Here is a 26,818-nt window from a genome sequence, read left to right on the forward strand (position 1 = left end):
GTCCACCGGGAACGGTGGACCGGCGTGCGGAGCCAATGGGATCAGACCTCGACGACCGTGGGGACGATCATCGGACGCCGGCGGTACGCGTCGTTGACCCAGCGCCCGACGGTGCGCCGGACGATCTGCTGGAGCTGGTGCGGGTCGGTGATGCCGTCCGCGGCGGCCCGGTTGAGCGCCTCGGTGACCAGCGGGACCACCGGGTTGAACGCCTCCGGGTCCTCGGAGAAGCCCTTCGCCGAGACGGTCGGCCCGCCGACCACCTTGCCGGTGACCGAGTCGACCACCACGGTGGTGGCGATGAAGCCGCCGTCGCCGAGGATGCGACGCTCGGTGAGCAACGACTCGCTGACGTCCCCGACGGCGAGACCGTCGACGTAGACGTACCGGCTCTTCACGTGCCCGACCAGGCTGGCCCGCCCCTCGACCAGGTCGACCACGTCGCCGTCCTCGCAGAGCACCACCCGGTCCGGCGCGACGCCGGACTCGATGCCGAGCCGGGCGTGCGCGCGCAGGTGCCGCCACTCGCCGTGCACCGGCATCAGGTTGCTCGGACGGACCACGTTGAGCAGGTAGAGCAGCTCACCGGCGGGGGCGTGGCCGGAGACGTGCACCTTGGCCACGTCCTTGTGCACGACGACCGCGCCGGCCCGGGCCAGCCGGTTGATCACCCGGTAGACCGAGGTCTCGTTGCCGGGCACCAGCGAGCTGGCCAGCACCACGGTGTCACCCGGGGCGATGGTGATGTGCCGGTGGTCGCCGCTGGCCATCCGGCCCAGCGCGCTCATCGGCTCGCCCTGCGAACCGGTGGACATCAGCACGATCTGCTCGGGCGGCAGGGTGGTGGCCTCATCCAGCCCGACGACCAGGCCGGGCGGGATGTTGAGCAGGCCGAGGTCGCGGGCGATGCCCATGTTGCGGACCATCGACCGGCCGATCAGCGCCACCTTGCGGCCGTGCTCGATGGCCGAGTCGAAGACCTGCTGCACCCGGTGCACGTGCGAGGCGAACGAGGCGACGATGATCCGCCCCTTGGCCTTCGCGAAGATCGAGTCGAGGACCGGCCCGATCTCCTTCTCCGGGGTGACGAAGCCGGGGATCTCCGCGTTGGTGGAGTCCGACAGGAGCAGGTCCACGCCCTCGGCGCCGAGCCGCGCGAAGCCGGCCAGGTCGGTGATCCGGCCGTCCAGCGGGAGCTGGTCCATCTTGAAGTCGCCGGTGTGCAGCACCAGGCCGGCCGGGGTGCGGATGGCCACCGCGAGGGCGTCCGGGATCGAGTGGTTCACCGCGAAGAACTCGCACTCGAACGGGCCCAGCCGCTCCCGGCCGCCCTCCCGCACGGTCAGCGTGTACGGCTGGATCCGCCGCTCGGCCAGCTTCGCCTCGACCAATGCCAGGGTGAACTGGGACCCGACCAGCGGGATGTCGGGCTTGTGGGCCAGCAGGTACGGCACCGCGCCGATGTGGTCCTCGTGGCCGTGGGTGAGCACGATCGCCTGGACGTCGCCCAGCCGGTCCAGGATCGGGCCGAAGTCGGGCAGGATCAGGTCCACACCGGGCTGCTCGACGTCGGGGAAGAGCACCCCGCAGTCGACGATCAGCAGCTTGCCGTCGTACTCGAAGACGGTCATGTTCCGACCGATGGCGCCGAGCCCACCGAGCGGGATGATCCGCAGGCCGCCCTCCGGCAGCGGCGGGGGCAGCTCACCCTCGAAGTGCGCCTCGGTCACGCGTCCACCTCATTCTGCGACGCCGGCAGGCGTCCGTCGTGTCGTACGGTCATCAGGGAAGGTCCACGCCGGCCGCCGCGCAGTCGGCGCGCAGCTGGGCGATCTCGTCGGCTCCTGCGTCCACCAGCGGCGGGCGCACCGGGCCGGCCGGCAGGCCCTTGGCCGCCAGGCCCGCCTTCACCAGGATCACGCCCTGGGTACGGAAGATCCCGGTGTACAGCGGCAGCAGCCGCCGGTGCAGGGCCAGCGCGGTGGCGTGGTCGCCCGCCTCGTACGCCTCGATCAACTGCTTGGTGCCCAGGCCGGTGAAGTGCGTCGAGGTGCCCACCACGCCGACCGAGCCCACCGCCAGGGCGGGCAGGGTGAGCGCGTCCTCGCCGCTGTAGAAGGCCAGGTCGCTGCGGCTGGTCACCCAACTGGTGGCGGTCAGGTCGCCCTTGGCGTCCTTCACCGCGACGATCCGGCCGTGCTCGGCGAGCCGCACCAGGGTCTCGGTGGCGATCTCGGTGCCGGCCCGGTGCGGGATGTCGTAGAGCATGACCGGCAGCCCGGTGGCGTCGGCGACCGCGGTGAAGTGGCGCAGCAGGCCGCTCTGCGGCGGCTTGTTGTAGTAGGGGGTCACCACCAGCAGGCCGTGCGCGCCGGCCTTCTCGGCCGACACGGCCAGCTCGATGGTGTGCCGGGTGTCGTTGGTGCCCACCCCGGCGAGGATCCTGGCCCGGTCGCCGACCGCCTCCGCGACGGCCCGGATCAGGGCCTCCTTCTCCGCGTCCGTGGTGGTCGGCGACTCGCCGGTGGTGCCGTTGAGCACCAGCGCGTCGTTGCCCTGCTCGTCGACGAGGTGGGCGGCGAGGCGTACCGCGCCGTCGAGGTCGAGGGACCCGTCGGCGGCGAACGGGGTCACCATGGCCGTGATCAGTCGGCCGAACGGGCGCGACAGGCCCCGGTCGGGGGCGGCAGGGTGGTCGTGCGTCATGTTCACAACCTAGCGGACGACCACCGGAGGGCCGGTGGGGAAGGGCTCAGGACCACTCGGCGTGCGGGCTGCTCGCCACCTCGGTGCCGTCGGGCAGGGTGGCGATGACGAAGTCGTCGAAGACGTTCGGGGCGACCTGCTGGAGCTGGCGCAGGCACTCCACCGCCAGCTCGCGGATCTCCACGTCGGCGTGCTCGGTGGCACGCATGGCGATGAAGTGCCGCCAGGCGCGGTAGTTGCCGGTGACCACGATCCGCGTCTCGGTGGCGTTGGGCAGCACCGCCCGGGCCGCCTGCCGGGCCTGCTTGCGCCGCAGCGTCGGGTTGGGCTCGTCGGCGAAGCGCTGCTCCAGCCCCTCCAGCAGTTCGGTGTACGCCCGGACGCCGGCCTCGGCGGCCTCGACGAACTTCTTGTGCAGCTCCGGGTCCTCGGCGATCACCGCGGGCTCGACCATCGCCGCGTCCCGCTCCGGGACGTACCGCTGGGACAGCTGGGAGTAGGAGAAGTGCCGGTGCCGGATCAGCTCGTGGGTGAAGGAGCGGGAGACGCCGGTGAAGTAGAAGCTGACCGAGCCGTGCTCCAGCACCGACAGGTGCCCGACCTCCAGGATGTGCGCCAGGTAGCCGGCGTTGGTGGCGGTCGCCGGGTTCGGCTTCTTCCAGCTCTGGTAGCAGGCCCGGCCGGCGAACTCGGCGAGGGCCTGGCCGCCCTCGGCGTCGGTCTGCCACGGCACGTCGTCCGGGGCCTGGAACTGGGTCCACGCGATCAGCTTGACCTGGGGCTGCACCAACATTCCTGCGACTGTAGTGGCCGCAGCGCCTGCCGCGAAACTTGGGCTCGCGGGGCGGAAAGGGTGCATGAGCTGCGAATCGTGGACACTTGCCGGCGACCGGGGCCGGCAAGTGTCCAAGATCTCCCAGGCGCGACCGGTCAGACGTAGAGCGATGTGAAGGGTGCCCAGGGCAGGTTGCGGGCCACCGAGAAGGCGAACCAGACCGCGAGGAAGCCGCCGATCATCGGGGAGCTGACCCGCAGTTCGGGCAGGCGCCAGCCGAACGCCTGCTTACCCGCCCAGGCGACGAAGAGGTACGCCAGGAAGGGCAGCGCGAAGACGAAGACGAAGTGGTGCCGGGCGGCGGCCGGCAGATCGGCGTTCAGCACGTACCAGAGGGCGCGGGTGCCGCCGCAGCCCGGGCAGTCCAGCCCGGTGGTGAGTTTGAGCAGGCAGCTCGGAGCGGCGTCCGGCGCACTCCGGGTCGGGTCGCTGACCAGCGCGTACGCCAGGCCCAGGCCGACGCAGCCGAGGGCGGCCAGCGGCACCGCCCAGCGTGGGGCGCGCTCGTGCACCCGCAGCACGAACCGGGTGAGCCGGTCCGGCTCGACCTGGGGGTACGCCCCGGGCGGTGGCCAGGCCGCCTCGGCCGGCCAGGCGCCCGGGGCGCCCCCGGCAGTCGTCGGCCCACCCGTGAAGGTGGTGCCGGGAAGCTGCGACCCGTCGGTATCCTGCACCTGCCGACCCGCCCCGGCCGGCCCGTCCACACTCGTCACGCGCTCACGGTACACCGCCCACGCCCTTCAGCGCGGCGGCCAGCGGGGCGGCGAGATCCCCGGCGACCGGCGGGGCCACCGCGGCCAGGCCGAGCCAGCCGGCGAGCCGGTACAGCTCGGCGGCGAGCGCGACGGCGGTCTCCCCCTCGTCGATGCCCGGCTCCCGCCAGGCCGCCGGCACCAGCAGCACCCCGGCCCGGCGGTCGGCTTTGAGGTCGACCCGCGCGGCGAACCGCTCCCCGTGCAGGAACGGCAGCACGTAGTAGCCGTGCACCCGCCGCGGGGCAGGCACGTAGATCTCGATCCGGTAGCTGAAGTCGAAGAGCCGCTCGGTGCGGGCCCGTTCCCAGACCAGCGGGTCGAAGGGGCTGACCAGGGTGGCGACCCGGACCCGTCGGGGCAGCCGCGCGGCGGCGTGCAGCCAGGCCGGCTGCCGCCAGCCCGGCACGGCGACCGGCCGCAGCTCCCCCGCCTCGACCAGCTCGGCGATCGCCTGCCGGGCCCCGGCCAGCGGCAGCCGGAAGTAGTCGCGCAGCTCCGGCTCGGCCGCCACCCCCAGGCAGCGGGCAGCCACCGACACCAGCGTGCGGTACGCCTCGGCGTCGGTCGGGGTGGGCGCGTCCAGGGCCGCCGTCGGCAGCACCCGCTCGGGCAGGTCGTAGCGGCGGGCGAAGGAGGTGGTCCGCTCGGCGGCGGCCACCTCGCCGGCCCAGAAGAGGAACTCCAGCGCCCGCTTGACCGCCGACCAGTTCCAGCCCCAGTTGCCGGTCTCGCGGGGTGCGTCGTGCTCGATCTCGGCGGCGGTGAGCGGCCCCCGGGCGGCCACCTCGTCGCGCACCCAGGCGACCAGTTCCGGCTGCTCCTCGGCGACCCGCCGCATGCCGCCCCAGGCGTGGGTGCGGGCCCGGGCCATCCGCCAACGCAGCGCCGCGTGCAGCCCGACCGGCACCAGCGACGCCTCGTGGCCCCAGTATTCGAACAGCTCCCGGGGACGGCGGTAGGCGGCGGTCTCCAGCAGAGCGGTCGGGTAGGGCCCGAGCCGGCTGTAGAGCGGCAGGTAGTGCGCCCGCTGGAGGACGTTGACCGAGTCCATCTGGATCAGGCCGACCCGGTCCAGCACCCGGCGCAGGTGTCGCCGGGTGGGCACGCCGGCGGGTGCCGGGTCGGCGAAGCCCTGGGCGGCAAGCGCCACCCGCCGGGCCTGGGCGAGGGAGAGCGATTCCGGTGCGGCCATCGTCGAAGGACCCTAGACCAGGGGTACGACAGACGGCTTCGGGTCGGGGCGGCAGACGCGCCGAGCTTGAGCGTCGTACGGAGCGGACACTGGACGCTGCGTCCGTCCGGGCATACAACGGACACATGCTGACCATCCGCCGCGAAGAGCCGGAGGACGCCGAGGCGATCGCCCGGGTGCACATCCACGGCTGGCAGGCCGGCTACGCCGGGATCATGCCGGACGAGGTGCTGCGCCGACTCAACCCGCTGGCCTGGGCGCAGCGCCGCCGGGACCTCGGCACGGCCGAACCGGAGCACCCGTTCACCACCCTGCTGGCCGAGGTCGACGGGGTGCTCGCGGGATTCACCACGTTCGGGCCGTACCGCAACGACCAGGACCGGGACGACCTGGACCCGGCGTACGGCGAGATGGTGGCGATGTACGTGGAGCCGGCGCACTGGGGTGACGGCACCGCGCGGTCGCTGCTCGCCGCCGCCCGGGACGGCCTGGCGGCCCGGGGCTGGCGGGAGTACCGGCTCTGGGTGCTGGAGGACAACGCGCGGGCCCGCCGCTTCTACGAGCGGGCCGGTCTGTCAACCGACGGACAGCGGTCGACCTACCCGGTGCCGCTCGCCGGCGGGCGTCCCCCGCTCCACCTCGACGAGCTCCGGTACGTCGGCCGGCTCGACGGCTGACCCGGTCGGCCCGGCCCGCCCGGGACCCGGCAGGCCGGCCGGCGCCGCCGTACGCCGGATCGGCAGCAGCACCAGCAGCGCCAGGCTGATCCAGACGTAGGTGTTGCTGCCCAGGAAGCCGTCGACCCCGGAGAAGTCCTTCTCCCAGGCCCAGACGATCCGGCTGCACAGCAGCCCGTACGCGATGACCGCGAACCCGGCCAGCGCGCGACGCCGCAGGCTGCGGGCCGGCGCGGCGACGGCGTTGTCGACCAGCAGGATCAGCCCGGGGATCAACCAGACCAGGTGGTGCACCCAGGTCACCGGGCTGACCAGGCACATCAGGGCGCCGGTCAGCGCCAGCCCGGTGGCCTGGTCGCCGACGGCCGACGCCGCCCGGCAGCGCCAGGCCCAGACGGCCAGGGTGGCCAGGACCAGCGCCAGCCAGGCCAGGGTGCTCGGGTGCTCGGGGTTCAGCCGGGCCACCACGCCGCGCAGGGACTGGTTGGAGACGAAGGCCAGTTCGCCGACCCGGCCGGTGTTCCACAGCGCCGAGGTCCAGAACTCGCGGGAGGCGTCCGGGAAGAGCGCGGCGGCGGCCAGGGTGGCCGCCGTGGCGGCGGCCATCGAGGTGAACGCGGCCCGCCAGCGCCGGGTGACCAGCAGGTAGACGATGAAGACGCCCGGGGTCAGCTTGATCGCGGTGGCCAGGCCGATGCCCACCCCGGCCCACCGGTTGCCCGCCGGCAGCAGCCGCAGCAGGTCGACCGCGACCAGGAACAGCAGCAGCATGTTGACCTGGCCGAAGTTCACCGTCTCGCGCATCGGCTCGTACGCGGCGGCCAGGCAGAGCGCCACGGCCAGGGCGAACCAGCGGGTCCAGCCGGCCCGCCGGGAGACCGGGTCGAGCAGCCACCAGATCAGCACCGTGCTGACCACCACGCTGGCGGCCACGCTCACGGTGATCGCCGCCGGCCACGGCAGGTACGCCATCGGCAGCATGACCAGCGCCGCGAACGGCGGGTAGGTGAAGCCGTACTGGGTGCCGGGCTTGAGGTAGTCGTAGATCTCGCCGTGGTCGTGGACCCAGAAGTCCAGCGCCCCGTAGTAGACCTTCAGGTCGAAGAAGCCGTGCCGTACGGCCGCCACGGAGAGGAAGGCGGCCACCGCGACGGCGAGCGCGACCACCCCGACGACCTGGACGGCCGTCCTCCTGGCACCCTGCGCCACCGTCATCTCCCCCGCCCTGCGTAGGCTTCCGTCCCATGGCTATGGGGTACGTCCGCCCGGCGCGTCCCGAGGACGCCGGCGAGATCGCACGAATCCAGCTCGCGACCTGGCGGGTCGCCTATCGCCGCATCCTGCCCCGGCATGTGCTCGACAACCTGGACGAGGCGTGGCTCGCCCGGCGGTGGAGCGCGGCGGTGCAGGAGCCGCCCTCGGGCGCGCACCGGGTGCTGGTCGCCGTCGAACAGGCCGAGCAATCCTATCTGGTGGGGTTCGCCGCCTCCGGTCCGGCGGACACCGAGGCGCTCGCGCCGCAGGAGCCGGCCGAGTCCCTGGGGGAGGGCGTGGTGGCGGTGACCGACCTGCTGGTCGAGCCGCGCTGGGGCCGGCGCGGGCACGGCAGCCGGCTGCTCTCGGCGATGGTGGAGCACTGGCGCGCCGACGGCTTCTCCCGGGCCGTGGCCTGGGCGTTCGACGGTGACGAGGCGACCCGGAAGTTCCTCACCAGCACCGGCTGGGAGCCGGACGGCGCGGCCCGGGCCCTGGACGTGGAGGACATGCTGGTCCCCCAGCTGCGCCTGCACGTCGCGGTCCCGGCCGAGCCGGTCGCCACCGACTGACGGTGCCCGTCCGCGCGTCGGTCGGTGCGCGGTGTCACAGGTGGGGCATACGGTGGCCCCATGACCACGGCCCCGACGAGTGCGGCCACCGACCTGGAGCAGTTCCGGGTCGAGCTCACCGGCTACGCCTACCGGATGCTCGGCTCCGTCTTCGACGCCGAGGACGCGGTGCAGGAGACCATGCTGCGCGCCTGGCGCGGCCTGGACCGGTTCGACGGGCGGGCCAGCCTCCGCACCTGGATCTACCGGATCGCCACCAACGTCTGCCTGGACGCGCTGCGCGGGCGGGAGCGCCGACCCCTGCCGACGGATCTCGGGGCCCCGTCCGCCCCGGTGGCCGCGGCGCTCGGCGTGCCGGCCGGCACGTGGCTGGAGCCGGCCCCGGACACGGCCGTGCTGCCCACCCCCGGCGACCCGGCCGAGCTGGCGGTGGCCCGCGAGTCGGTCCGGCTGGCCTTCGTCGCCGCGCTGCAGCACCTGCCGCCCCGGCAGCGGGCCGTGCTGATCCTGCGGGACGTGCTGGGCTGGCAGGCCGGCGAGATCGCCGTGCTGCTCGACGCCACCGTCCCCGCGGTCAACAGCGCGCTGCAACGGGCCCGGGCCACCATGGGCGGGCGGGACGTCACCGCCCCGGCCCCGGCGCTGGACCGGGAGCACCTCGACCTGCTCGACCGCTACGTGCGGGTCTTCGAGCGCTACGACATCGACGCCCTGGTGGACCTGCTGCACGAGGACGCCGTGCAGAGCATGCCGCCGTACGCGATGTGGTTACGCGGCGCGGCCGACATCGGCCGGTGGCTGCGCGGGCCGGGGGCCGGTTGTCGGGGCTCACGGCTGGTCAGGGTGACGGCCAACGGCGGCCCGGCCCTGGCGCAGTACCGGCCCGATCCGGCCGGCGGGCACCGGGCGTTCTCCATCCAGGTGCTGACGGTCGCCGGCGGACGGATCACCGGGTTCGTCCATTTCCTCGAACCCCGGCTCTTCCCCCTGTTCGGCCTGCCGACCCGCCTCGCCGCATGATCGTCTCCGCCTCCGCCGCGCCGGCCACCGGGCACCTCGCCGGGTTCGCGCCGATGATTTCGGGCTTCCCGCGTCGTCCACCCCGGTAGGCCTCGTGGGGCCGGCGCGGAGCGGGCCGGTGCGCCGCAACCGAGCGGGGCCGTCTCGCACCGACCTTGTCCGACCACGTACGACGTGAGGAGTGGCGATGTTCAGGGACACGAAGGCGTTCAGCGGATTCTCGGTGGACGACACCGACCAGGCGCAGCGGTTCTACGCCGAGACGCTCGGCCTGCGGGTGTCGCGGGACGACGCGATGGGCGGGCTGCTGACCCTGCACCTCGCCGGGGACCGGCCGGTGCTGGTCTATCCGAAGGCCGACCATGTGCCGGCGACGTACACGGTGCTCAACTTCCCGGTCGAGGACGTCGACCGGGCCGTCGACGAGCTGACCGCGCGGGGGGTGCGGTTCACGCGCTACGAGGGGATGCCGCAGGACGAGAAGGGGATCATGCGCGGCAACGGCCCGGACATCGCCTGGTTCACCGACCCGGCCGGCAACGTCCTGTCGGTGCTCGCCCAGGGCTGACCCGAGGGCTGCGGCTCAGCCGCGGCGGAGTTCGGCGACCACCTCGTCGTCCTCCACGGTGCCGGTCGGGGTGAAGCCGATCGAGCGGTAGAGGGCGGCGGCCGGGGCGTTGTCCGGGTGGTACGACAGCCGGACCGGGTGGCCGCCGTCCTGCGCCGCGAGCCAGTCGGCGAGAGTACGCACGGCCGCCCGGCCGATCCCCCGGTCCTGCTCGGTCGCGTCGATCACCATGCCGCCGATCCAGCGCGACCCGTCGTCGTCCACTCCCCACATGACGTGGCCGACCACCGTCTCGTCGGCGTACACCGCGAGCGAGGTCCAGACGTCGGAGCGCATGGTCAGCACCAGGTAGCGGGCTGCCAGGGCGGGCACGTGGGCCCGCTGGTCGTCGCGGGGGGCGACGTCGGCGACGGCCCGCCAGTTGTCGTCGTCGACCGGCCGCAGTGTGACGTGTCGGCCCGCCCGGTCGCGCAGCCCAGAATCGATCATGGAGACGAGCCTAGGCCCGGCCTCGTCGCGCGGCGACCACTTTCCGCCGCCCGCGCCACCGGCCGTACCGGCCGTCGACACCGGCTGCGCCGACCCGCGCTGACGACGCCGAGTACCGGCCCGCACCCATGGCCGGCGCTGGCTGCGTCGGCCGCGAGCGGTCGTCGTGCCGGCGGACGTCACCGTCGCAGGCACCGCCCCAACCGGCAGCGCTCGCCGTGCCGGGGTGAAGGGGCGTGCCGACCAGGTCGGCCACCACGTACGTGCTGCCCCGACCGACAGCAGCGCGATCTGCTCCGTCGGTCGCCCGGTCCGGCGCAAGGCCGTCGAGAGTTGCCACCGCGTCAGCGGCCGGTGCGCGAACCGCGTCAGCGGCCGCATCTGTGATGCGAACCGCGTCAGCGGCCGGCATGCGAACCGGACGCTACCGACCTGATCGCATCAATGGATCAGCACCCGGGACCATGCCTTCGCCGACCGATCCATCCTTGCGATCAGGTCGGTAGCGCACAGCCAGCCATCGGCCACCGCCTCCCGGCGACCGCGACAGCCCGCAGGGGGGAGCGACGACGGCGGGAGCAGCCCCGGCCGGGCGAACAGCCCGGCCCACGCAGCCCGGCCCACGCGAACAGCCCGGCCCACGCAGCCCGGCCCACGCGAACAGCCAGGCCCACACAGCCCGACCCACGCGAGCGGCGCCTCGGGCGGCTCAGTCCAGCAGCTCGTCGATGCCGATGGTGAGGCCCGGACGGTGCCGCACCGCGCGCACGGCCAGCAGCACGCCGGGCATGAACGAGGCCCGGTCGAACGAGTCGTGCCGGATGGTCAACGTCTCGCCGGTGGTGCCGAAGAGGACCTCCTGGTGGGCGACCAGGCCGGTGGCGCGGACGGCGTGCACGCGTACCCCGTCGATGTCGGCTCCCCGCGCGCCCGGCACCTCGGCGGAGGTGGCGTCCGGGACGGGCCCGAGACCGGCGGCGGCGCGCGCGGCGGCGATGCGGCGGGCCGTGTGGGTGGCGGTGCCGCTGGGGGCGTCCAGCTTGCGGGGATGGTGCTGCTCGATGATCTCGACGCTCTCGAAGTGCCGGGCGGCCTTCGCCGCGAACTGCATCATCAGCACCGCGCCGATGCCGAAGTTGGGGGCGATCACCACTCCGACGCCGGGCTTGCGCTCCAGCCAGCCGCGCACCCGCTCGAGCCGCTGCTCGGTGAAGCCGGTCGTCCCGACCACCGCGCTGATGCCCTGGTCGATGCACCAGTGCAGGTTGTCCATGACGACGTCCGGCGTGGTGAAGTCGACGACCACCTCGGCGCCGGCGTCGGAGGCGTTGAACAACCAGTCGCCCTGGTCGACCATCGCCACCAGGTCCATGTCCCCGGCCGCGTCGACCGCCTTGCACACCTCGACGCCCATCCGGCCCCGGGCACCCAGCACGCCGACCCGGATCGGCGCGTCCAGGCCCTTCTCCTGCTCGTCAGTCACGGGGCACAACCTATCCCAATCGGGACGCCATCATCCGCCGGGCCGCCCACCGTCCCACCGACCGATCCCACCCCACCGCCGCGGTCCGGAGAGCCACGGCGGCAGGCGGGCCGGACCGGGAGGGACCGGGTCAGGCGGAGAAGTCCCGCTCGCCGAACGGGCCGACCACCGCGAGGGACATCGGCCGGCTGAGCAGCTCGGCGGCGAGGGTGTTGACGTCGTCGAGGCTGACGGCGTCGACCCGGGTGAGCAGCTCGTCCACCGGCATCAGGTCGCCGTAGAGCAGCTCGCCCTTGGCCAGCCGGCTCATCCGGGAGCCGGTGTCCTCCAGCCCGAGCACGAACGAGCCCTTGCTCATCCCCTTGCCCCGGGCCAGCTCCGCCTCGGTGATCCCGTCGGCGGCCACCCGGGCCAGTTCCGCGCGGGTCAGGTTCAGCACCTCGTCCACCTTGCCCGGCGCACAGCCGGCGTAGACGGCGAACAGGCCGCTGTCGGCGTACTGGCTGGCGTAGGAGTAGACCGAGTACGCCAGGCCGCGCTGCTCACGGATCTCCTGGAACAGCCGGCTCGACATGCCGCCACCGAGGACGTTGTTGAGCACCCCGAGGGCGAAGCGCCGGTCGTCGGTGCGGTCGATGCCGGGGCAGCCGAGGATGACGTGCGCCTGCTCGGTCTCCTTCGGCTCGACCAGGGTGGTGGCCGGCTTCGTGCGTACCGCCGGGCTGGCCGGGCGGTGCGCGGCCGGCGTCGCCGGGTCGGTGTCCAGCGGGGTGCCACGCAGGGCCTGGCGGACCAGCTTGACCACGGCGGCGTGGTCGAGGTTGCCGGCGGCGGCGACGACGATCTGCGGGGCGGTGTAACGGCTGCGGTAGTAGCCCTGGATCTGCCGCCGGGTCATCGGGGTGACCGTCTCCTCGGTGCCGGAGATCAGCCGGCCGAGGGGGTGGTCGCCGTAGACGGCGCGGGCGAAGAGGTCGTGCACCTCGTCGCCGGGCTCGTCGTCGTGCATGGCGATCTCTTCGAGGATGACGCCGCGCTCGGTCTCCACGTCGGCGGCTTCCAGCACCGAGTCGGCGACCAGGTCGCACATGACGTCGATGGCCAGCGGCAGGTCCTCGTCCAGCACGCGGGCGTAGTAGCAGGTGTACTCCTTGGTGGTGAAGGCGTTGGTCTCGCCGCCCACCGCCTCGATCTCGGAGGAGATCTCCAACGCGCTGCGCTTGTTCGTGCCCTTGAAGAGCAGGTGCTCCAGGAAGTGGGCCGCTCCGGCCTGCGGGCCGGTCTCGTCCCGGGAACCAACCGCCACCCAGATGCCGAACGAGACGCTGCGCATCGCCGGGATCGCCTCGGTCAGCACGCGCAACCCGCTGGGCAGCACGGTACGGCGCACCGTGCCGCCGAGCGGGTCGTCACTCAACGTGCGGGTGACCGCCCGGGCCGGCGCGCCGGTACGCGGAGGCTGTGCCTCTGCGGCGTGCCGGACGGTGCCGGACGACCCCACCTCCCGTCGAGCCGCAGGGAAAGACGAACGCCGGGCCCGACTCACAAAGACCTGCTCTCACTTCGACGAGGGGTGGGTGGTGCGGTGTCACGGACCGGCCGGGCGACGCCGTCGGCGTCGCCCGGCCGGTCACCGATCAGCTGTGCCGGGTCCGGCGACGCGGGCGCTGCTCGCCGCCCTCGCCACCCTCGCCGCCCTGGCTGCGCTCGCCACGCTCCGGGGCACGACCGCCCCGGTCGCCGCCGCGGTCGCCACGATCGCGCGGGCCCCGGTCGCCGCCGCGGCCGGCCGGACGCTCGCCACCGGCGGCCTCGCCGGCGGCCGGCGCCTCGGCACCCTCCGGGCGGACCTTGTCCAGGTAGATCTTGCCGCGGGCGTCGATGTCGGCGATCTCCACCTCAACCTTGTCGCCGACGTTGAGGAAGTCCTCGACCCTCTCCACCCGCTTGCCGTCGCCCACCTTGGAGATGTGCAGCAGACCGTCGCGGCCCGGCAGCAGCGAGATGAACGCGCCGAACGCGGCGGTCTTGACCACCGTGCCGAGGAACCGCTCGCCGGCCTTGGGCAGCGTCGGGTTCGCGATCCCGTTGATCCGGTCCACGGCCGCCTGGGCCGACGGGCCGTTGGTGGCGCCGACGTAGATCGTGCCGTCGTCCTCGATGGAGATCTCGGCGCCGGTCTCGTCCTGGATGGCGTTGATGGTCTGCCCCTTCGGGCCGATCACCATGCCGATCTTGTCGACCGGGATCTTGACGGTGGTGACCCGCGGCGCGTGGTCCGACATCGTGGCCGGGCCCTCGATCGCCGACTGCATCACGCCGAGGATGGTCTGCCGGGCCTCGTTGGCCTGCTGGAGCGCGGCGGCCAGCACGTCCGACGGGATGCCGTCGAGCTTGGTGTCGAGCTGGAGCGCGGTGACGAACTCCGGCGTGCCGGCGACCTTGAAGTCCATGTCACCGAACGCGTCCTCGGCACCGAGGATGTCGGTCAGCGTCACGTACTGGGTCTTGCCGTCCACCTCGTCGGAGATGAGGCCCATGGCGATGCCGGCCACCGGGGCCTTGAGCGGCACACCGGCGGAGAGCAGCGCCAGGGTGGAGGCGCAGACCGAACCCATCGAGGTCGAGCCGTTCGAGCCGAGCGCCTCGGAGACCTGCCGGATGGCGTACGGGAACTCCTCGCGCGCCGGCAGCACCGGGATCAGCGCCCGCTCGGCGAGCGCGCCGTGCCCGATCTCGCGCCGCTTCGGCGAGCCGACCCGGCCGGTCTCACCGGTCGAGTACGGCGGGAAGTTGTAGTTGTGCATGTAGCGCTTGGACTTCTCCGGGGAGAGGGTGTCCAGCGACTGCTCCATGCGCAGCATGTTCAGCGTGGTGACGCCCAGGATCTGGGTCTCGCCGCGCTCGAACAGCGCCGAGCCGTGCACCCGGGGCAGCACGCCGACCTCGGCGGTCAGCGGCCGGATGTCGCGCGGGCCGCGACCGTCGATGCGGACCTGCTCGCGCAGCACCCGGTTGCGGACCTCGGACTTGGTCAGCGAGCGGAATGCGGCACTGACCTCCTTCTCGCGGCCCTCGAAGCGCGGGTTCAGCTCCTCCTGCACCCGGGCCTTGACCCGGTCCAGGGCCTCCTCACGGTCCGCCTTGCCGGCGATCTTGAGGGCCTCGGCGACGTCGGCGCGGGCCAGCTCGGCGACGGCGTCGTAGACGTCGTCCTGGTAGTCCAGGAAGACCGGGAACTCGGTGACCGGCTTGGCGGCGACCTCGGCCAGCTCGCTCTGCGCGCGGCACAGCTCACGGATCGCCGGCTTGGCGGCCTCCAGGCCGCTGGCCACGATCTCCTCGGTCGGCGCGGTCGCGCCACCGGCGATCAGGGCCACGGCGTTCGGCGTCGCCTCGGCCTCGACCATCATGATCGCGACGTCGCCGTCCGGCAGCGCGCGGCCGGCCACGACCATGTCGAAGGTGGCCCGGGCCAGCTCCTCCAGGGTCGGGAAGGCGACCCACTGGCCGTCGATGTGCGCCACCCGGGTCGCCCCGATCGGGCCGGAGAACGGCAGGCCGGAGAGCTTGGTCGACATCGACGCGGCGTTGATCGCCACGACGTCGTACGGGTGCTGCGGGTCGAGCGCGAGGACGGTCTCGACGACCTGGACCTCGTTGCGCAGGCCCTTGACGAACGACGGGCGCAGCGGCCGGTCGATCAGCCGGCAGGTGAGGATGGCGTCCTCGCTGGGACGACCCTCACGGCGGAAGAACGAGCCGGGGATGCGGCCCGCTGCGTACATCCGCTCCTCGACGTCGACGGTCAGCGGGAAGAAGTCGAACTGCTCCTTCGGGTGCTTACCGGCGGTGGTGGCGGAGAGGACGACCGTCTCGCCGAGCTGGGCGATGACGGAGCCGGCGGCCTGACGGGCCAGGCGGCCGGTGGAGAACGTGATCTCACGGGTGCCGAAGGACCCGTTGTCGATCACGGCGGTGCGGGATTCGGTGCCGAGGTTGGTCTCGGTCATGTGCTGTGGTGCTCCTTCGCGTCGTGGGCCCACGACACCGGAGCTGCTCAGACGGCCGGTCTTCGATCGAAGCGCCCGGGTGGCCGGCGTGATGCCGGGGTGCCCGGAGGCCACTACCGGAGACCGGTACGCTGACCGGCTCCCTGTCGGGTGGTCGCGCGGCCCTTTTCCTTCTGTAATACCGGGACGGGGGAGCGACCGCAGGCCACTCCCCCGTCACGTCATCGGCGCAGGCCGAGCCGCTCGATGAGCGACCGGTAGCGGTTGATGTCCTTCTTCTGGACGTAGTTGAGCAGCCGACGGCGACGGCCGACCAGCAGCAGCAGCCCACGGCGGCTGTGGTGGTCGTGCTTGTGCACCTTCAGGTGCTCGGTGAGCTCGGCGATCCGCTTGGTGAGGACCGCGACCTGCACCTCCGGCGAACCGGTGTCGCCCTCGGCGGTCGCGTACTCCGCGCGGATCTTGGCCTTGGCTTCCTGGTCGAGCGCCATGTTCTCCCTGTTTCGTGGGTTGTTCGATGATGTCCGTCGGACCGGTCAGGGACCGGGAGACGGACCGGTTCCTCGCACCCGCGGCGTCGTGCAGGCACGCGAGGCCCCACGTCGGTCAGCCGACGTCCCCGCCAGACTACCAGCCCACGGCGCGAGCACCCGGTCAAGGGCGGCGACGCGGCCGTGGGAGCGTGCTCAACCGAGCACCCGGCGGGTCCGCTCGACGTCCTCGGCGATCTGGGCCAGCAACGGCTCGATCGCGTCGTACTTCCGCTGTTCGCGCAGGTGGGCGACGAAGTCCAGGGCGAGCCGCTCGCCGTACAGGTCGCCGGAGAAGTCCAGCGCGTACGCCTCGACCCGGCGCTCCCGGCCGGAGAACGTCGGGTTGGTGCCGACCGACACGGCCGCCGCCAGCGGCTCCGGGTGGCCCCGGCGGATCAGCCGGGCGGCGTACACGCCGTCGGCGGGGACCGCCGTGTACCGGTGGGTCAGCAGGTTGGCGGTGGGGTAACCCAGCTCACGTCCACGCTGGTCGCCGCGGACCACCACACCCTCGACCCGGTGCGGGCGGCCGAGGGCGGCGGCCGCCGCGGCCACGTCGCCCGCCGCGACGCAGGCGCGGATGTACGTCGAGGAGAAGACGGTGCCCGCCTCGGCGACCAGCGGCGCCCCCTCCACGGCGAAGCCGAAGGCGCGGCCCAGCCGCTCCAGCAGGGCCACGTCACCGGCCGCCCGGTGCCCGAAGCGGAAGTTGTCCCCGACCACGACCAGCGTGGCGTGCAGGTGCTCGACCAGGATGTCGTGCACGAACGCCTCGGCGGGCAGCCGGGAGAACTCCGGGGTGAACGGCACCACGCAGAGCGCGTCGACGCCGAGCGCCTCGATCAGCTCGGCCTTGCGGGCGGGCTCGGTCAGCACCGCGGGGTGCGAGCCGGGGCGCACCACCTCGGCGGGGTGCGGGTCGAAGGTGACCACCACCGACCGTACGCCCAGCTCCCGGGCCCGGGTCACGGCGTGCCCGATGGTCGCCTGGTGCCCCTTGTGCACGCCGTCGAAGACGCCGATGGTGACGACCGAGCGCCCCCACCCACCGGGCGCCGCGTCGTACCCCCGCCACCGCTGCATGTCTCTCCTCCCCGCCGGCCGACGACCGGCCGGCGACCACCCGTGGCTGTCAGGCCGGGGCGAGCACGATCTCCGCGCGGGCCCGGCCGTCCCGCTCGCTGACGATAGCGATCACGCCGCCGTCGGGTCCGAACACGGCGTACGGTCCGGCGACGCCGGTCGCGTCGAGGGGCCCGCCGTGGGAGAGCACCTTCGCCTCGTCGGCGTTGGCGTCCCGGCGCGGGAAGTACCGGTCGGCGGCGGCGTCGAGCGGCAGGTTGACCACGTCGGGCGCGCGCTGTTCCAGCTCGTTCAGGGTGGCGGCCTCGGTGAGGGTGAAGTTCCCGACCGCGGTGCGGCGCAGCGCGGTGAGGTGCCCGCCCACCCCGAGCGCCAGACCGGCGTCGCGGGCGAGGGCCCGGATGTACGTCCCGGACGAGCAGGTCACGTCGATGTCGACGTCCACCACGTCCGGGGTGTCCCGGCGGACGGCGAGGACGTCGAGGCGGGAGATGGTGATCCGGCGGGCGGGCAGTTCGACGCTCTCCCCCTCGCGCACCCGCTTGTACGCCCGCTGACCGTTGACCTTGATGGCGCTGACCGCGCTCGGCACCTGGTCGATCTCGCCGCGCAGCGCGGCGAACGCCTGACCGACCGCCTCGTCGGTGAGCTGCCCGGCCGGGGTCGTGGCGATCACGTCACCCTCGGCGTCGTCGGTGACCGTGGCCTGCCCGAGCCGGACCGTCGCCGTGTAGCTCTTGCCGGCGCCGATGACGTACGTGAGCAGCCGCGTCGCGCGGCCCACCCCGATCACCAACACGCCGGTGGCCATCGGGTCGAGGGTGCCGCCGTGCCCCACCCGCCGGGTCTTCGCCAACCGGCGGATCCGCGCCACCACGTCGTGCGACGTCATGCCGCCGGGCTTGTCCACCACGATCAGACCGTCAGTGCTCACGACCGCCAAGCCTGCCAGACGGGGTCACGCCGGCCACCACCGCACGGGCACAATGCGGCGTGCCCCTCCTCGCCCCCCAGGAGCCCGCGTGCCCAACCCGCCTTCCCCCGAGCACCGCGCCCGGGTCGACGTGAGGGCACGGTGGCGCGGGCGGCTGCCGCGTCGCCGGCACCGCCTGGGCCCGGGTTCTCAGCGGACCGCGCCGACCACCACCCATCCGCCGGTGCGCAGCCGCAGCAGCAGGGCGGCCAGCCGGAGCACGACGAACAGGGTGAGCCCGGCCCAGATGCCGCCGAGCCCGAGGTCCAGCCCGTAGGCGAGCCAGATCGCCGGCAGGAAGCCGCCGAGCGCGGCCACGATGGTCAGGTTGCGCAGGTAGCGCACGTCCCCCGCGCCGATCAGCACACCGTCGAGGGCGAACACCACTCCCGCGAGGGGCTGCATCGCCACGAACCAGGGCCAGGCGACCGTCGCCTGCTCCTGCACCTGCGGGTCGGAGCTGAACCAGGACGGCACGACGCCGGCGCCCGCGGCGATCAGCACCGCGAAGCCGACCCCGCAGACGCCGCCGAGCAGCGTGAAGCGACGCGCGAGGGCCCGCGCCCCGGCGGCGTCGCCGGCGCCGAGCGCGGCGCCGATCAGCGCCTGGGCGGCGATGGCGAGCGCGTCGAGGATCAGGGCGGTGAAGAACCAGAGTTGCAGGGCGATCTGGTGGGCGCCGACGGCGGCGGCACCGAACCGGGCCGCGACCGCGGTGGCGGAGAGGAAGCTCGCCTGGAACGCGAGGCCCCGGACCAGCAGGTCGCGGCTGAGCACCAACTGCTGGCGGATCAGTCGGGGCCGGGGTCGCAGCGACACCCGCTCGCGTACCAGCGCCGCGGCGAAGAGGCCGCCGGAGATGGTCTGGGCGATCGCGTTGGCCACCGCCGAGCCGACCAGGCCGAGCCCGGCCGGGTAGACCAGCACCGGGCAGAGCAGCGCGGAGAGCAGGTTCGGCGCGAGCACGAAGAGCAGGGGGCGGCGGGTGTCCTGAATGCCGCGCAGCCAGCCGTTGCCGGCGGCGGCGACCAGCAGGCCGGGGGCGCCGAGCGCCGCGATCCGCAGCCACTGCGCGGCCGCGCCGGCCACGTCGCCCCCACCACCGGCGAGGGTACGCGCCAACGCCCCGCCGCCGACCTGCATGCCGAGCGCCACCAGCACGCCGACCGCGAGGGCGAGCCAGGACGCCTGGACGCCCTCGGCCACCGCCGCCGCCCGGTCGCCGGAGCCGAAGCGCCGGGCCGCCCGGCCGGTGATCCCGTACGCCAGCACGGTGCCGAGCCACGCGGTCAGTGTCATGACGGTGCCGCCGACCGCGAGCGCGGCGAGCGGCATCCGGCCGAGGTGCCCGACCACGGCCGTGTCGACAAGCACGTAGAGCGGTTCGGCGGCGAGCACGACCAGGGCGGGCAGGGCGAGGGCGGCGATTCGGCGCGGGGGCGCCGTCGCGGTGGCGGACTGGCTCATCGCCGCCGATCCTGGCACACCCCGGTAAGGCACACAACGCCCAGTTGGGCTTACATTCGGCTGATGGCGGACGACCTGCGCCCCATCCTCGCGCCGCCGTACCAGTCGGCACCGCAGGGAGTGCGGCACCGGCGCCCGACGGGTGGGGCCAAGTTCAGGCCACGGGAAGGGATTCGCACCAGCGGTCGGCCTGCCGCCGACTGCCCAGTCGCACCACCGGCAGCGCCGGGGCGTGCGCGGCGACCGCCGCGAGGACCCGTGGGCGGGACCGCCGGGGGTAACGCGGGACGTATCGGAGGAAGTCCAGGTCGAGCCGTTCGGGGCAGCCGTCCGGGAGGTCGGGGCGGTCGGCGGCGCGGGGATCCCAGCGGCGACGGATGACCCGGGCGAGGCAGAGCGGCCAGGGCGGGTCGACCAGGACGAGCAGGTCGGCGCGGGGCAGTCGGAGGTCGAGGGTGCCGGCGTAGTTGCCGTCCATCACCCAGTGTTGCCGGGCGGCCAACGCGGCCACCTCGGTCCGGAATTCCGCGGGGGCGGGGGCGATCCAGCCGGGACGCCAGTAGTGCCGGTCGAGGTGGATCAGCGGAAGGCCGAGCCGGCGGGCGACCACCCGCGCGAGCGTGCTCTTGCCGGCTCCGGAGTTGCCGACGATCAGGATCCTGCGCACCGCCCGACCCTACTGCCCGGACAGTCCTGGTATGTGGCGCCGAGGCGCCCGGCCGGGCACGCCGGAGCAGGTGCGGTCAGGACGGCCTGCCGGGCCGGGCGAAGGCTGCCGGACGAAGGTGGGCCGAAACAGGGTGGGCCGGGCGAAGGGCGGTGACGTCGTCGACGCGGACGTCGGCGGCGTCACCGCCGGTCGGCCTGGGTCACTGACGGGTGTCCATCGAGGTCTGCAGGGCGCGCCGCATCTGCTCGCGCGCCTCGTCGGTGGTCTCGGTCTTGGGCTTGCCGGCCATGGGAGTGTCCCTTCCAGGGTGCGGACCATCACGCGACGGCCCTACGGGCGGTCCTGCTGAGCGCCGGGTAGCGGTCCGGGGTCACCGGAGCGGCTCACCTGGCAGCGTGAGCCCGGGTCGATCGACCCTGGGGGGAGGCAGCGCCGGGTGTGGCCCCACCCCCATGACCAGCGCCGAAACGCCGGCCCGCTCCCAAATTAACGTTCACTTTCCACATGCTGCCCACTCTTCCCGTCATCTGGACACCGGGGATGACCTGCGGCGTGATCGGTATCAGCCGGACGTCGCGAAGTCCGCGCGCGCCAGCGGCACGCGACGTCGCAGGAACGCGATGGGCCCCCGGGCACCGGTCGTGGGCCGGGACGGTCAGCAGGGGGCGGTCAGGCAGGAACGGTCGGTGGGGCGGTCACCGGGCCAGGAAGTGCCAGCCCAGCCACCACCAGAAACCGAAGACCCCGATCCGCCCCACCGGCACCGGCCCGACCTCGTACCGCATCACGTAGGCGCAGACCTCGGCGAGCGACGGCACCCGCGAACCCGGACGGCGGGCCAGCCACTCCAGCACGGCCAGGAGCAGCAGCGCGGTCAGGAAACCCGCGATGGCGATCGCCCGCATCATCGCCGCACCAGGCCCCAGAAGGCGGCCAGCCAGCCGAACCAGGCGGCGGAGCGCACCAGCTCGTCCTCCAGGAACGGATCGGCCAGCCGGGAGAAGGTGGGGAACTCGTCGCCGGCCGACAGCGCGAACGTCGCGCCCTCCAGGACACCGAAGACGGCCACCGGCAGCACCCACCAGACGGCGCCCCGACCGAGCCGGACCGGGGCGGGACGCCGGGGCACCCGGTTGCCGAGCCCCAGCCAGATCAGGGCGCCACCGGTGCCCAGGGTCCAGAGGTTGGCCTGCGCCGAGAAGGAGGGCAGCTGCCCACCGACCAGGGAGAGGCAGGCCAGCACCGGCACGGTGACGACCGGACGGTCCCAGGCGCGCGGCGCCTCGACGGTGAGGTCGCGAGGCTGCTCCATCCTCCGATTCTGCCCGCGCCCACCCGGCACGGAAAGGCCGACACCCCCGCGGGAGATCACGAACCGGTCAGCGCGCCGTCCAGCTCGGCCCGGATCCGGCCGAGCACCTCCTGGGCGCCACCACGCCCGGTGAACCCGGCGGCGAACCGGTGACCGCCACCGCCCAGCGCGATCGCCACCCGGCTGACGTCGACCGCGCCCTTGCTCCGCATGGAGACCGCCCACTCGTCGACCCCGACCTGCTTGAGCACACAGGCCACGTCGGCCTCGGCGGTGCACCGGACGGAATCGATCAGGGACTCCAGCACGTACGGCTGCTGCTCGTGCCGGGCCAGATCGTCCAGGGTCGCGTACGTCCAGACCAGCCCGCGCCCGGCGGCGGCCGCGCGGTCCAGACGGGCCCGACCCAGCACCTCGCCGAAGAGCCGCACCGCGCCGAACGGCCGGGTGTCGAAGACCCGGCGGGAGATGTCGCCCGGGCGGATGCCGGTGGCGAGCAGCCGGGCGGCGAGCTGGTGCACGGCGGGCGTGGTCGCCTCGAAGCGGAACGACCCGGTGTCGGTGGTCAGCGCGACGTAGAGACACGTGGCGGTGTCCGCGTCCAGCGGCACGTCGAGCCGGGCCAGCAGTTCCTCGGCGACGACCGAGGTGGCCGCGGCCCGCGGGTCCACCAGGTGGATGCGCCCGAACCCGGTGTTCGAGGCGTGGTGGTCCAGCACCAGCGCCTCGCCGGCGGTGTCGAGCCGGTCCACCAGCTCACCCAGCCGGGACTCGCTCGCGGCGTCGAAGCACACCACCAGGTCAGGATCGGGGTACGCCTCGACCGCCGGCACCAGCAGGTCGAGCCCGGGCAGCCAGCGGAACGGCTCGGGCACCTCCGGCGGGCCGGGAAAGGTTGCCTGGAGCCGTCGTACGCCCGACCGGCGCAGCCCGAGCCCGAAGCCGAGCATGCTGCCCAGCGCGTCGCCGTCGGGGTTGACGTGACAGATCAGCAGTACCCGGGCGTCGGCCGGCAGCCGGCGTACCGCCGCGACCGCGGCGGCCCAGTCGTCCTCGGTCGGGCCGGTGGACGCCGACCCGGAGAGCAGGCCGCCGGCCGCGCCCGGGGCGGTCACCGCCGGTCCGAGGCGGGCGGGGTGTCCTCGTCGTCGGAGTCGAGGTCGCCCTCGTCGGAGTCCTCGTCGACCCGGTACGGCTGGGCCTCACCGGCGTACCGGGCGTTGGCGGCCAGCCGCTGCACCTCGGCGTCGGCGTGGCGGGCCTGGGCGAGCAGGTCGTCGATGTGCTTGACCTGGTCCTGCACGTCGTCGAGGACGAAGGTCAGGGTCGGCGAGTGCCGCAGCCCGAGCGCCTTGCCGACGGTGCTGCGCAGCATGCCCTTGGCGCTCTCCAGCGCGGCGGCGGTGCTGGCCTGGGCGGCCGCGTCACCGAGCACGGTGTAGAAGACCGTGGCGTCCCGCAGGTCGGCGGTGATCCGGGCGTCGGTGATGGTGATCATCCCGAGCCGGGGGTCCTTGATCTGGCTCCGCACCACCGACGCGACCAGTTCACGGATGCGCTCCGCGTGCCGGCGTACCTTGGCCGGATCCGTCATCTCCCCCACCTCCAGGGCATCCTGCTCCCGGCCGGCACGACGGCGCGGGGCACCGCCGGGACCGACCGCCCAACACCTCGAACACTACCCGCGCGCCCGCTGCCGTCGCGCGCCGCCGCCGCTGGCGACGGCCACCGGCGGGACGGTGGCGTCACTCGTCCTCGCCGTGCAGCCGGCGGCGCACCGACAGCAGCTCGGCCTCGGGTCGGCCGGCCACCAGGCGCTCGCAGGAGTCCAGCACCTCGCGGACGTGCGACGCCTCGGCGGCCACCACGGCCACCCCGATCTGGGCCCGACCGTGCAGGTCGAGCGCTCCCACCTCGGCGGCCGACACCTCGAAGCGGCGCAGCGCCGCCACGATCGGCCGTACGTATGATCTCTTGGCCTTGAGCGACCGGGAGTCGCCCGGCAGCAGCAGGTCGAAGACTGCGGTTCCGGTGAACATCGCCCCGGACATTACGGTCACCCCCAGACATGATCAAGGGGTTTACGCCGTTCGGCGTAAACCCCTTGATCACCGTGTCAGCACCGGATCAGGCGCGCGGCTTCTCCCGCATCTCGAAGGTCTCGATGATGTCGCCGACCTGGACGTTGTTGTAACCGCCCAGCGTCAGACCACACTCGAAGCCCTCGCGGACCTCCGTCGCGTCGTCCTTGAACCGCTTGAGGGAGCTGATCGTGAGGTTGTCCGCCACGACCGACCCGTCCCGCAGCAGCCGCGCCTTGGCGTTGCGGCGGATGATGCCGGACCGGACGATACAACCGGAGATGTTGCCGACCTTGGACGAGCGGAAGACGTCGCGGATCTCCGCGCTGCCCAGCTCGACCTCCTCGTACTCCGGCTTGAGCAGACCCTTGAGCGCGGCGTCGATCTCCTCGATGGCCTGGTAGATGACCGTGTAGTACCGGATCTCCACGCCCTCGCGGTCGGCGATCTCGCGGACCTTGTTGGCGGCCCGCACGTTGAAGCCGATGATCGTGACCGCCTCGGACGAGGCGCTCGCGAGCATGACGTCGCTCTCGGTGATCGCACCCACGCCCCGGTGGATGATCCGGAGCTGGACCTCCTCCGGGATGTCGAGGTTGAACAGCGCGTCCTCGAGGGCCTCCACCGAACCGGAGACGTCGCCCTTGAGCACCAGGTTGAGCGAGGTCTTCTCGCCCTCCTTGAGCTGCTCCATGAGCGTCTCGAGAGTCGCCCGGCCGCGGGAGTTGGCGAAGGACGCCGCCCGCCGCCGTGCCTGCCGCTGCTCGGCGATCTGGCGCACCGTGCGGTCGTCCGCGGCGGCCAGGAAGGTGTCACCCGCACCCGGCACCGCGGTCAGACCGAGCACCAGGACCGGACGGGCCGGACCGGCCTCGGCGACCTGGTTGCCGTTCTCGTCGAGCATCGCCCGGACCCGGCCGTGCGCCCCACCGGCGACGATCGAGTCGCCCGCCCGCAGGGTGCCCTTCTGCACCAGCACCGTCGCCACCGCACCACGGCCCTTGTCCAGGTGCGCCTCGATCGCCACACCCTGCGCCGGCCCGTCGATCGGAGCGGTGAGCTCCAGCGACGCGTCGGCGGTGAGCAGGACCGCCTCGAGCAGGTCGTCGATGCCGATGCCCGGCTTCGCCGCCACGTTGACGAACATGGTGTCGCCGCCGTACTCCTCGGCGACCAGGCCGTACTCGGTCAGCTGCTGGCGGACCTTGTCCGGGTTGGCCTCCGGCTTGTCGACCTTGTTGACCGCGACCACGATCGGCACGTCGGCCGCCTTGGCGTGGTTGAGCGCCTCGATGGTCTGCGGCATCACGCCGTCGTCCGCCGCGACGACCAGCACCACGATGTCGGTGACCTGGGCACCACGGGCACGCATGGCGGTGAACGCCTCGTGACCCGGGGTGTCGATGAAGGTCACCGCGCGGTCCTCGCCCTCGTGCGGCACGTGGACCTGGTAGGCGCCGATGTGCTGGGTGATGCCACCCGCCTCGCCGGCCACCACGTTCGCCTTGCGGATCGCGTCGAGCAGCTTGGTCTTACCGTGGTCGACGTGACCCATGACGGTCACCACCGGCGCACGGCTGACCAGGCGGTCCTCCGCGACCTCGGCGTCGAGGTCGATGTTGAACTGCGCGAGCAGCTCGCGGTCCTCGTCCTCCGGGCTGACGATCTGCACGTCGAAGCCGAGGTGCTCACCCAGCAGCAGCAGGGTTTCGTCGGAGCAGGACTGGGTCGCGGTGACCATCTCGCCCAGGTTGAACATCTCCTGGACCAGCGAACCCGGGTTGGCGTTGATCTTGTCGGCGAAGTCCGACAGCGAGGCGCCACGGGAGAGCCGGACGACCTGACCCTGACCCCGGGGAGCACCCGAGCTCATGGTCGGAGCCGACAGGTTGTCGAACTCCTGTCTGCGCTGCTTCTTGGACTTGCGGCCACGGGTCGGCCGACCACCCGGACGCCCGAAGGCACCCGCGGCGCCGCCACCACGGCCACGGCCGCCACCACCGGGACGACCACCGCCACCGGCCGGACCGCCCGGACGGAAGCCGCCGCCCGGAGCACCGCCGCCGCCACCGGGACCGCCACGGTAGCCACCGCCACCGCCGCCGCCACCGGGACCGCCGCGGAAGCCACCGCCACCGCCGCCGCCACCGGGACCGCCGCGGAAGCCACCGCCACCGCCGCCGGGACGACCAGCGCCGCCACCGGGACCGCCACGACCGCCACCGGGACCGCCGGGGCGACCCGTGGTGGGCCGCTGGCTCGGCATCGAGGCCGGGCTGGGCCGCGGCGGCATGGAGGCCGGGCTGGGCCGCGGCGGCATGCCCGCCGGGCTGGGACGGGGGCCGCCGGCACCGGCGGCCGGGGGCCGCTGCTGCTGCTGGCCACCCTGGATGCCGAACGGGTTGTTGCCGGCGCCGCGCGCAGGCGGACGGCCACCCGGACGGGCGTTCGGGCCCGGGGCAGGCGCGCCGGGCCGACCGGCGGCCGGGGAACCCGGGCGGGGCGGCATCGCGCCCGGACCCGGACGCGGGCCGGGACGCGGGCCACCCTCGGTCGGGGGCTCACGCCGGACGTTCTCGCGCTGCTGCTGGCGGGCGGCCTGGGCGGCCTTGACCGCGGCCTCCTGCTCAGCCTTCAGCGCGGCGGCGCGCGCCTCGGCGGCCGCCACCTCGATGTCGTGTGCGCTCGCCGGCTTGGCGACCGGGGTCACCGGCTGCGGCGGGCCGGGAACGGGGCCCTTGGGCTTCGGCCCGGGGGTCGGCGCGGCCGGCCGCCGGGGCGGCATCGGCTTGGCCGAGACCCGGGGGGCGCCCGGGGCCGGGGTCGGCGTCGGGGTCGGGGTCGGGCTCGGGGCGGCCGCCGGCGGGGCGGACGGCGCCGAGTTGCCGGCGGACGCGACGAATGCGCCACGCAGCCGTCGGGCGACGGGCGCCTCGACGGTGCTGGACGCGGACTTCACGAACTCGCCCATCTCCTTGAGTTTGGCGAGAACGGTCTTGCTTTCGACCCCGAGCTCTTTTGCCAGCTCGTGTACGCGGGCCTTACCTGCCACTGCACTCCTCACTCCGAGGTCGTGCGGGCAGCACCCGCAGCGACCTCACTCGTGCACTTGAAGCCTGGTCATTTCAGGGACTT

Annotated in this window: 25 protein-coding genes; 4 read left to right on the top strand and 21 right to left on the bottom strand. The window is 73.5% G+C overall.

Features of this window, described 5'->3' with window-relative positions; genetic code table 11:
• Nucleotides 1-41: 41 nt before the first annotated feature.
• The 5 genes from GA0070560_RS13130 to GA0070560_RS13150 all read right to left on the bottom strand — a co-directional run bounded on the left by GA0070560_RS13130 (nucleotide 42) and on the right by GA0070560_RS13150 (nucleotide 5,488).
• Complete coding sequence (locus GA0070560_RS13130; protein WP_091295591.1) at nucleotides 42-1,730, bottom strand: ribonuclease J; 1,689 nt, start codon at nucleotides 1,728-1,730, stop codon at nucleotides 42-44.
• A 52-nt stretch (nucleotides 1,731-1,782) separates the two neighbouring features.
• The gene (gene dapA / locus GA0070560_RS13135; protein WP_091295594.1) at nucleotides 1,783-2,706 is read right to left on the bottom strand and encodes a 4-hydroxy-tetrahydrodipicolinate synthase; all 924 of its coding nucleotides are present in this window, start codon (nucleotides 2,704-2,706) and stop codon (nucleotides 1,783-1,785) included.
• Between the two features lie 46 nt (nucleotides 2,707-2,752).
• Nucleotides 2,753-3,496 carry an FAD-dependent thymidylate synthase gene (gene thyX, locus GA0070560_RS13140; RefSeq protein ID WP_091295599.1) on the bottom strand — a complete coding sequence of 248 codons (744 nt, stop codon included), beginning with the start codon at nucleotides 3,494-3,496 and terminating at the stop codon, nucleotides 2,753-2,755.
• A 140-nt stretch (nucleotides 3,497-3,636) separates the two neighbouring features.
• Nucleotides 3,637-4,254, bottom strand: coding sequence for a DUF2752 domain-containing protein (locus GA0070560_RS13145; protein ID WP_245675496.1), 618 nt, complete (start codon nucleotides 4,252-4,254; stop codon nucleotides 3,637-3,639).
• A 4-nt stretch (nucleotides 4,255-4,258) separates the two neighbouring features.
• Nucleotides 4,259-5,488, bottom strand: a complete 1,230-nt coding sequence (locus tag GA0070560_RS13150; protein WP_091295603.1) for a winged helix-turn-helix domain-containing protein — start codon at nucleotides 5,486-5,488, stop codon at nucleotides 4,259-4,261.
• A gap of 125 nt (nucleotides 5,489-5,613) precedes the next feature.
• Here GA0070560_RS13150 and GA0070560_RS13155 point away from each other — a divergent pair, with 125 nt between their 5' ends.
• A complete protein-coding gene (locus GA0070560_RS13155) occupies nucleotides 5,614-6,165 on the top strand; it encodes a GNAT family N-acetyltransferase (protein ID WP_091295607.1) in 552 nt (183 codons plus the stop codon).
• On the opposite strand, the gene GA0070560_RS13160 is transcribed toward GA0070560_RS13155, so the two are convergent.
• The gene (locus tag GA0070560_RS13160) at nucleotides 6,064-7,374 is read right to left on the bottom strand and encodes a glycosyltransferase family 87 protein (protein ID WP_091295789.1); all 1,311 of its coding nucleotides are present in this window, start codon (nucleotides 7,372-7,374) and stop codon (nucleotides 6,064-6,066) included. The two genes, GA0070560_RS13155 and GA0070560_RS13160, sit on opposite strands and share 102 nt — an antisense overlap.
• A 35-nt stretch (nucleotides 7,375-7,409) precedes the next feature.
• Between GA0070560_RS13160 and GA0070560_RS13165 the strand changes: the two genes are divergently transcribed.
• From GA0070560_RS13165 to GA0070560_RS13175, 3 genes are all read left to right on the top strand, one after another.
• Nucleotides 7,410-7,991, top strand: coding sequence for a GNAT family N-acetyltransferase (locus tag GA0070560_RS13165; RefSeq protein ID WP_091295612.1), 582 nt, complete (start codon nucleotides 7,410-7,412; stop codon nucleotides 7,989-7,991).
• Nucleotides 7,992-8,051: 60 nt separating this feature from the next.
• Complete coding sequence (locus GA0070560_RS13170; RefSeq protein ID WP_091295615.1) at nucleotides 8,052-9,011, top strand: sigma-70 family RNA polymerase sigma factor; 960 nt, start codon at nucleotides 8,052-8,054, stop codon at nucleotides 9,009-9,011.
• A 187-nt stretch (nucleotides 9,012-9,198) separates the two neighbouring features.
• Nucleotides 9,199-9,579 carry a VOC family protein gene (locus tag GA0070560_RS13175; protein ID WP_091295619.1) on the top strand — a complete coding sequence of 127 codons (381 nt, stop codon included), beginning with the start codon at nucleotides 9,199-9,201 and terminating at the stop codon, nucleotides 9,577-9,579.
• 15 nt (nucleotides 9,580-9,594) lie between these two features.
• On the opposite strand, the gene GA0070560_RS13180 is transcribed toward GA0070560_RS13175, so the two are convergent.
• The 15 genes from GA0070560_RS13180 to infB all read right to left on the bottom strand — a co-directional run bounded on the left by GA0070560_RS13180 (nucleotide 9,595) and on the right by infB (nucleotide 26,735).
• Nucleotides 9,595-10,068, bottom strand: a complete 474-nt coding sequence (locus GA0070560_RS13180) for a GNAT family N-acetyltransferase (protein WP_091295621.1) — start codon at nucleotides 10,066-10,068, stop codon at nucleotides 9,595-9,597.
• 709 nt (nucleotides 10,069-10,777) lie between these two features.
• Entirely contained in the window at nucleotides 10,778-11,551 is a 774-nt protein-coding gene (dapB, locus tag GA0070560_RS13185; RefSeq protein WP_091295624.1) for a 4-hydroxy-tetrahydrodipicolinate reductase, read from the bottom strand.
• A gap of 130 nt (nucleotides 11,552-11,681) precedes the next feature.
• Nucleotides 11,682-13,052 (bottom strand): M16 family metallopeptidase, encoded by a 1,371-nt coding sequence (locus GA0070560_RS13190; RefSeq protein ID WP_091295627.1) that lies wholly within the window; start codon nucleotides 13,050-13,052, stop codon nucleotides 11,682-11,684.
• Between the two features lie 136 nt (nucleotides 13,053-13,188).
• Nucleotides 13,189-15,564 carry a polyribonucleotide nucleotidyltransferase gene (locus GA0070560_RS13195; RefSeq protein WP_091295630.1) on the bottom strand — a complete coding sequence of 792 codons (2,376 nt, stop codon included), beginning with the start codon at nucleotides 15,562-15,564 and terminating at the stop codon, nucleotides 13,189-13,191.
• 221 nt (nucleotides 15,565-15,785) lie between these two features.
• Entirely contained in the window at nucleotides 15,786-16,055 is a 270-nt protein-coding gene (gene rpsO, locus GA0070560_RS13200) for a 30S ribosomal protein S15 (RefSeq protein WP_043962418.1), read from the bottom strand.
• Nucleotides 16,056-16,250: 195 nt separating this feature from the next.
• Nucleotides 16,251-17,180, bottom strand: a complete 930-nt coding sequence (locus GA0070560_RS13205) for a bifunctional riboflavin kinase/FAD synthetase (RefSeq protein WP_091295633.1) — start codon at nucleotides 17,178-17,180, stop codon at nucleotides 16,251-16,253.
• Nucleotides 17,181-17,229: 49 nt separating this feature from the next.
• Nucleotides 17,230-18,114 (bottom strand): tRNA pseudouridine(55) synthase TruB, encoded by an 885-nt coding sequence (gene truB / locus GA0070560_RS13210; RefSeq protein ID WP_091295637.1) that lies wholly within the window; start codon nucleotides 18,112-18,114, stop codon nucleotides 17,230-17,232.
• 189 nt (nucleotides 18,115-18,303) lie between these two features.
• Entirely contained in the window at nucleotides 18,304-19,620 is a 1,317-nt protein-coding gene (locus GA0070560_RS13215; RefSeq protein WP_091295641.1) for an MATE family efflux transporter, read from the bottom strand.
• 154 nt (nucleotides 19,621-19,774) lie between these two features.
• The gene (locus GA0070560_RS13220; protein WP_245675497.1) at nucleotides 19,775-20,287 is read right to left on the bottom strand and encodes an AAA family ATPase; all 513 of its coding nucleotides are present in this window, start codon (nucleotides 20,285-20,287) and stop codon (nucleotides 19,775-19,777) included.
• 698 nt (nucleotides 20,288-20,985) lie between these two features.
• Nucleotides 20,986-21,195 carry a DUF6186 family protein gene (locus tag GA0070560_RS13225; RefSeq protein WP_170839387.1) on the bottom strand — a complete coding sequence of 70 codons (210 nt, stop codon included), beginning with the start codon at nucleotides 21,193-21,195 and terminating at the stop codon, nucleotides 20,986-20,988.
• Nucleotides 21,195-21,602, bottom strand: coding sequence for a hypothetical protein (locus GA0070560_RS13230; protein ID WP_091295648.1), 408 nt, complete (start codon nucleotides 21,600-21,602; stop codon nucleotides 21,195-21,197). Before GA0070560_RS13230 ends, GA0070560_RS13225 begins: the two co-directional genes overlap by 1 nt.
• A 56-nt stretch (nucleotides 21,603-21,658) precedes the next feature.
• Nucleotides 21,659-22,690, bottom strand: coding sequence for a DHH family phosphoesterase (locus tag GA0070560_RS13235; protein WP_091295792.1), 1,032 nt, complete (start codon nucleotides 22,688-22,690; stop codon nucleotides 21,659-21,661).
• 23 nt (nucleotides 22,691-22,713) lie between these two features.
• Entirely contained in the window at nucleotides 22,714-23,196 is a 483-nt protein-coding gene (gene rbfA, locus GA0070560_RS13240; RefSeq protein WP_091295651.1) for a 30S ribosome-binding factor RbfA, read from the bottom strand.
• Between the two features lie 151 nt (nucleotides 23,197-23,347).
• A complete protein-coding gene (locus GA0070560_RS13245; RefSeq protein ID WP_091295652.1) occupies nucleotides 23,348-23,641 on the bottom strand; it encodes a DUF503 domain-containing protein in 294 nt (97 codons plus the stop codon).
• Between the two features lie 88 nt (nucleotides 23,642-23,729).
• Nucleotides 23,730-26,735 carry a translation initiation factor IF-2 gene (infB, locus tag GA0070560_RS13250; protein WP_091295656.1) on the bottom strand — a complete coding sequence of 1,002 codons (3,006 nt, stop codon included), beginning with the start codon at nucleotides 26,733-26,735 and terminating at the stop codon, nucleotides 23,730-23,732.
• Nucleotides 26,736-26,818: the final 83 nt, after the last annotated feature.

Source organism: Micromonospora halophytica, assembly GCF_900090245.1.
GTDB classification, from domain to species: domain Bacteria; phylum Actinomycetota; class Actinomycetes; order Mycobacteriales; family Micromonosporaceae; genus Micromonospora; species Micromonospora halophytica.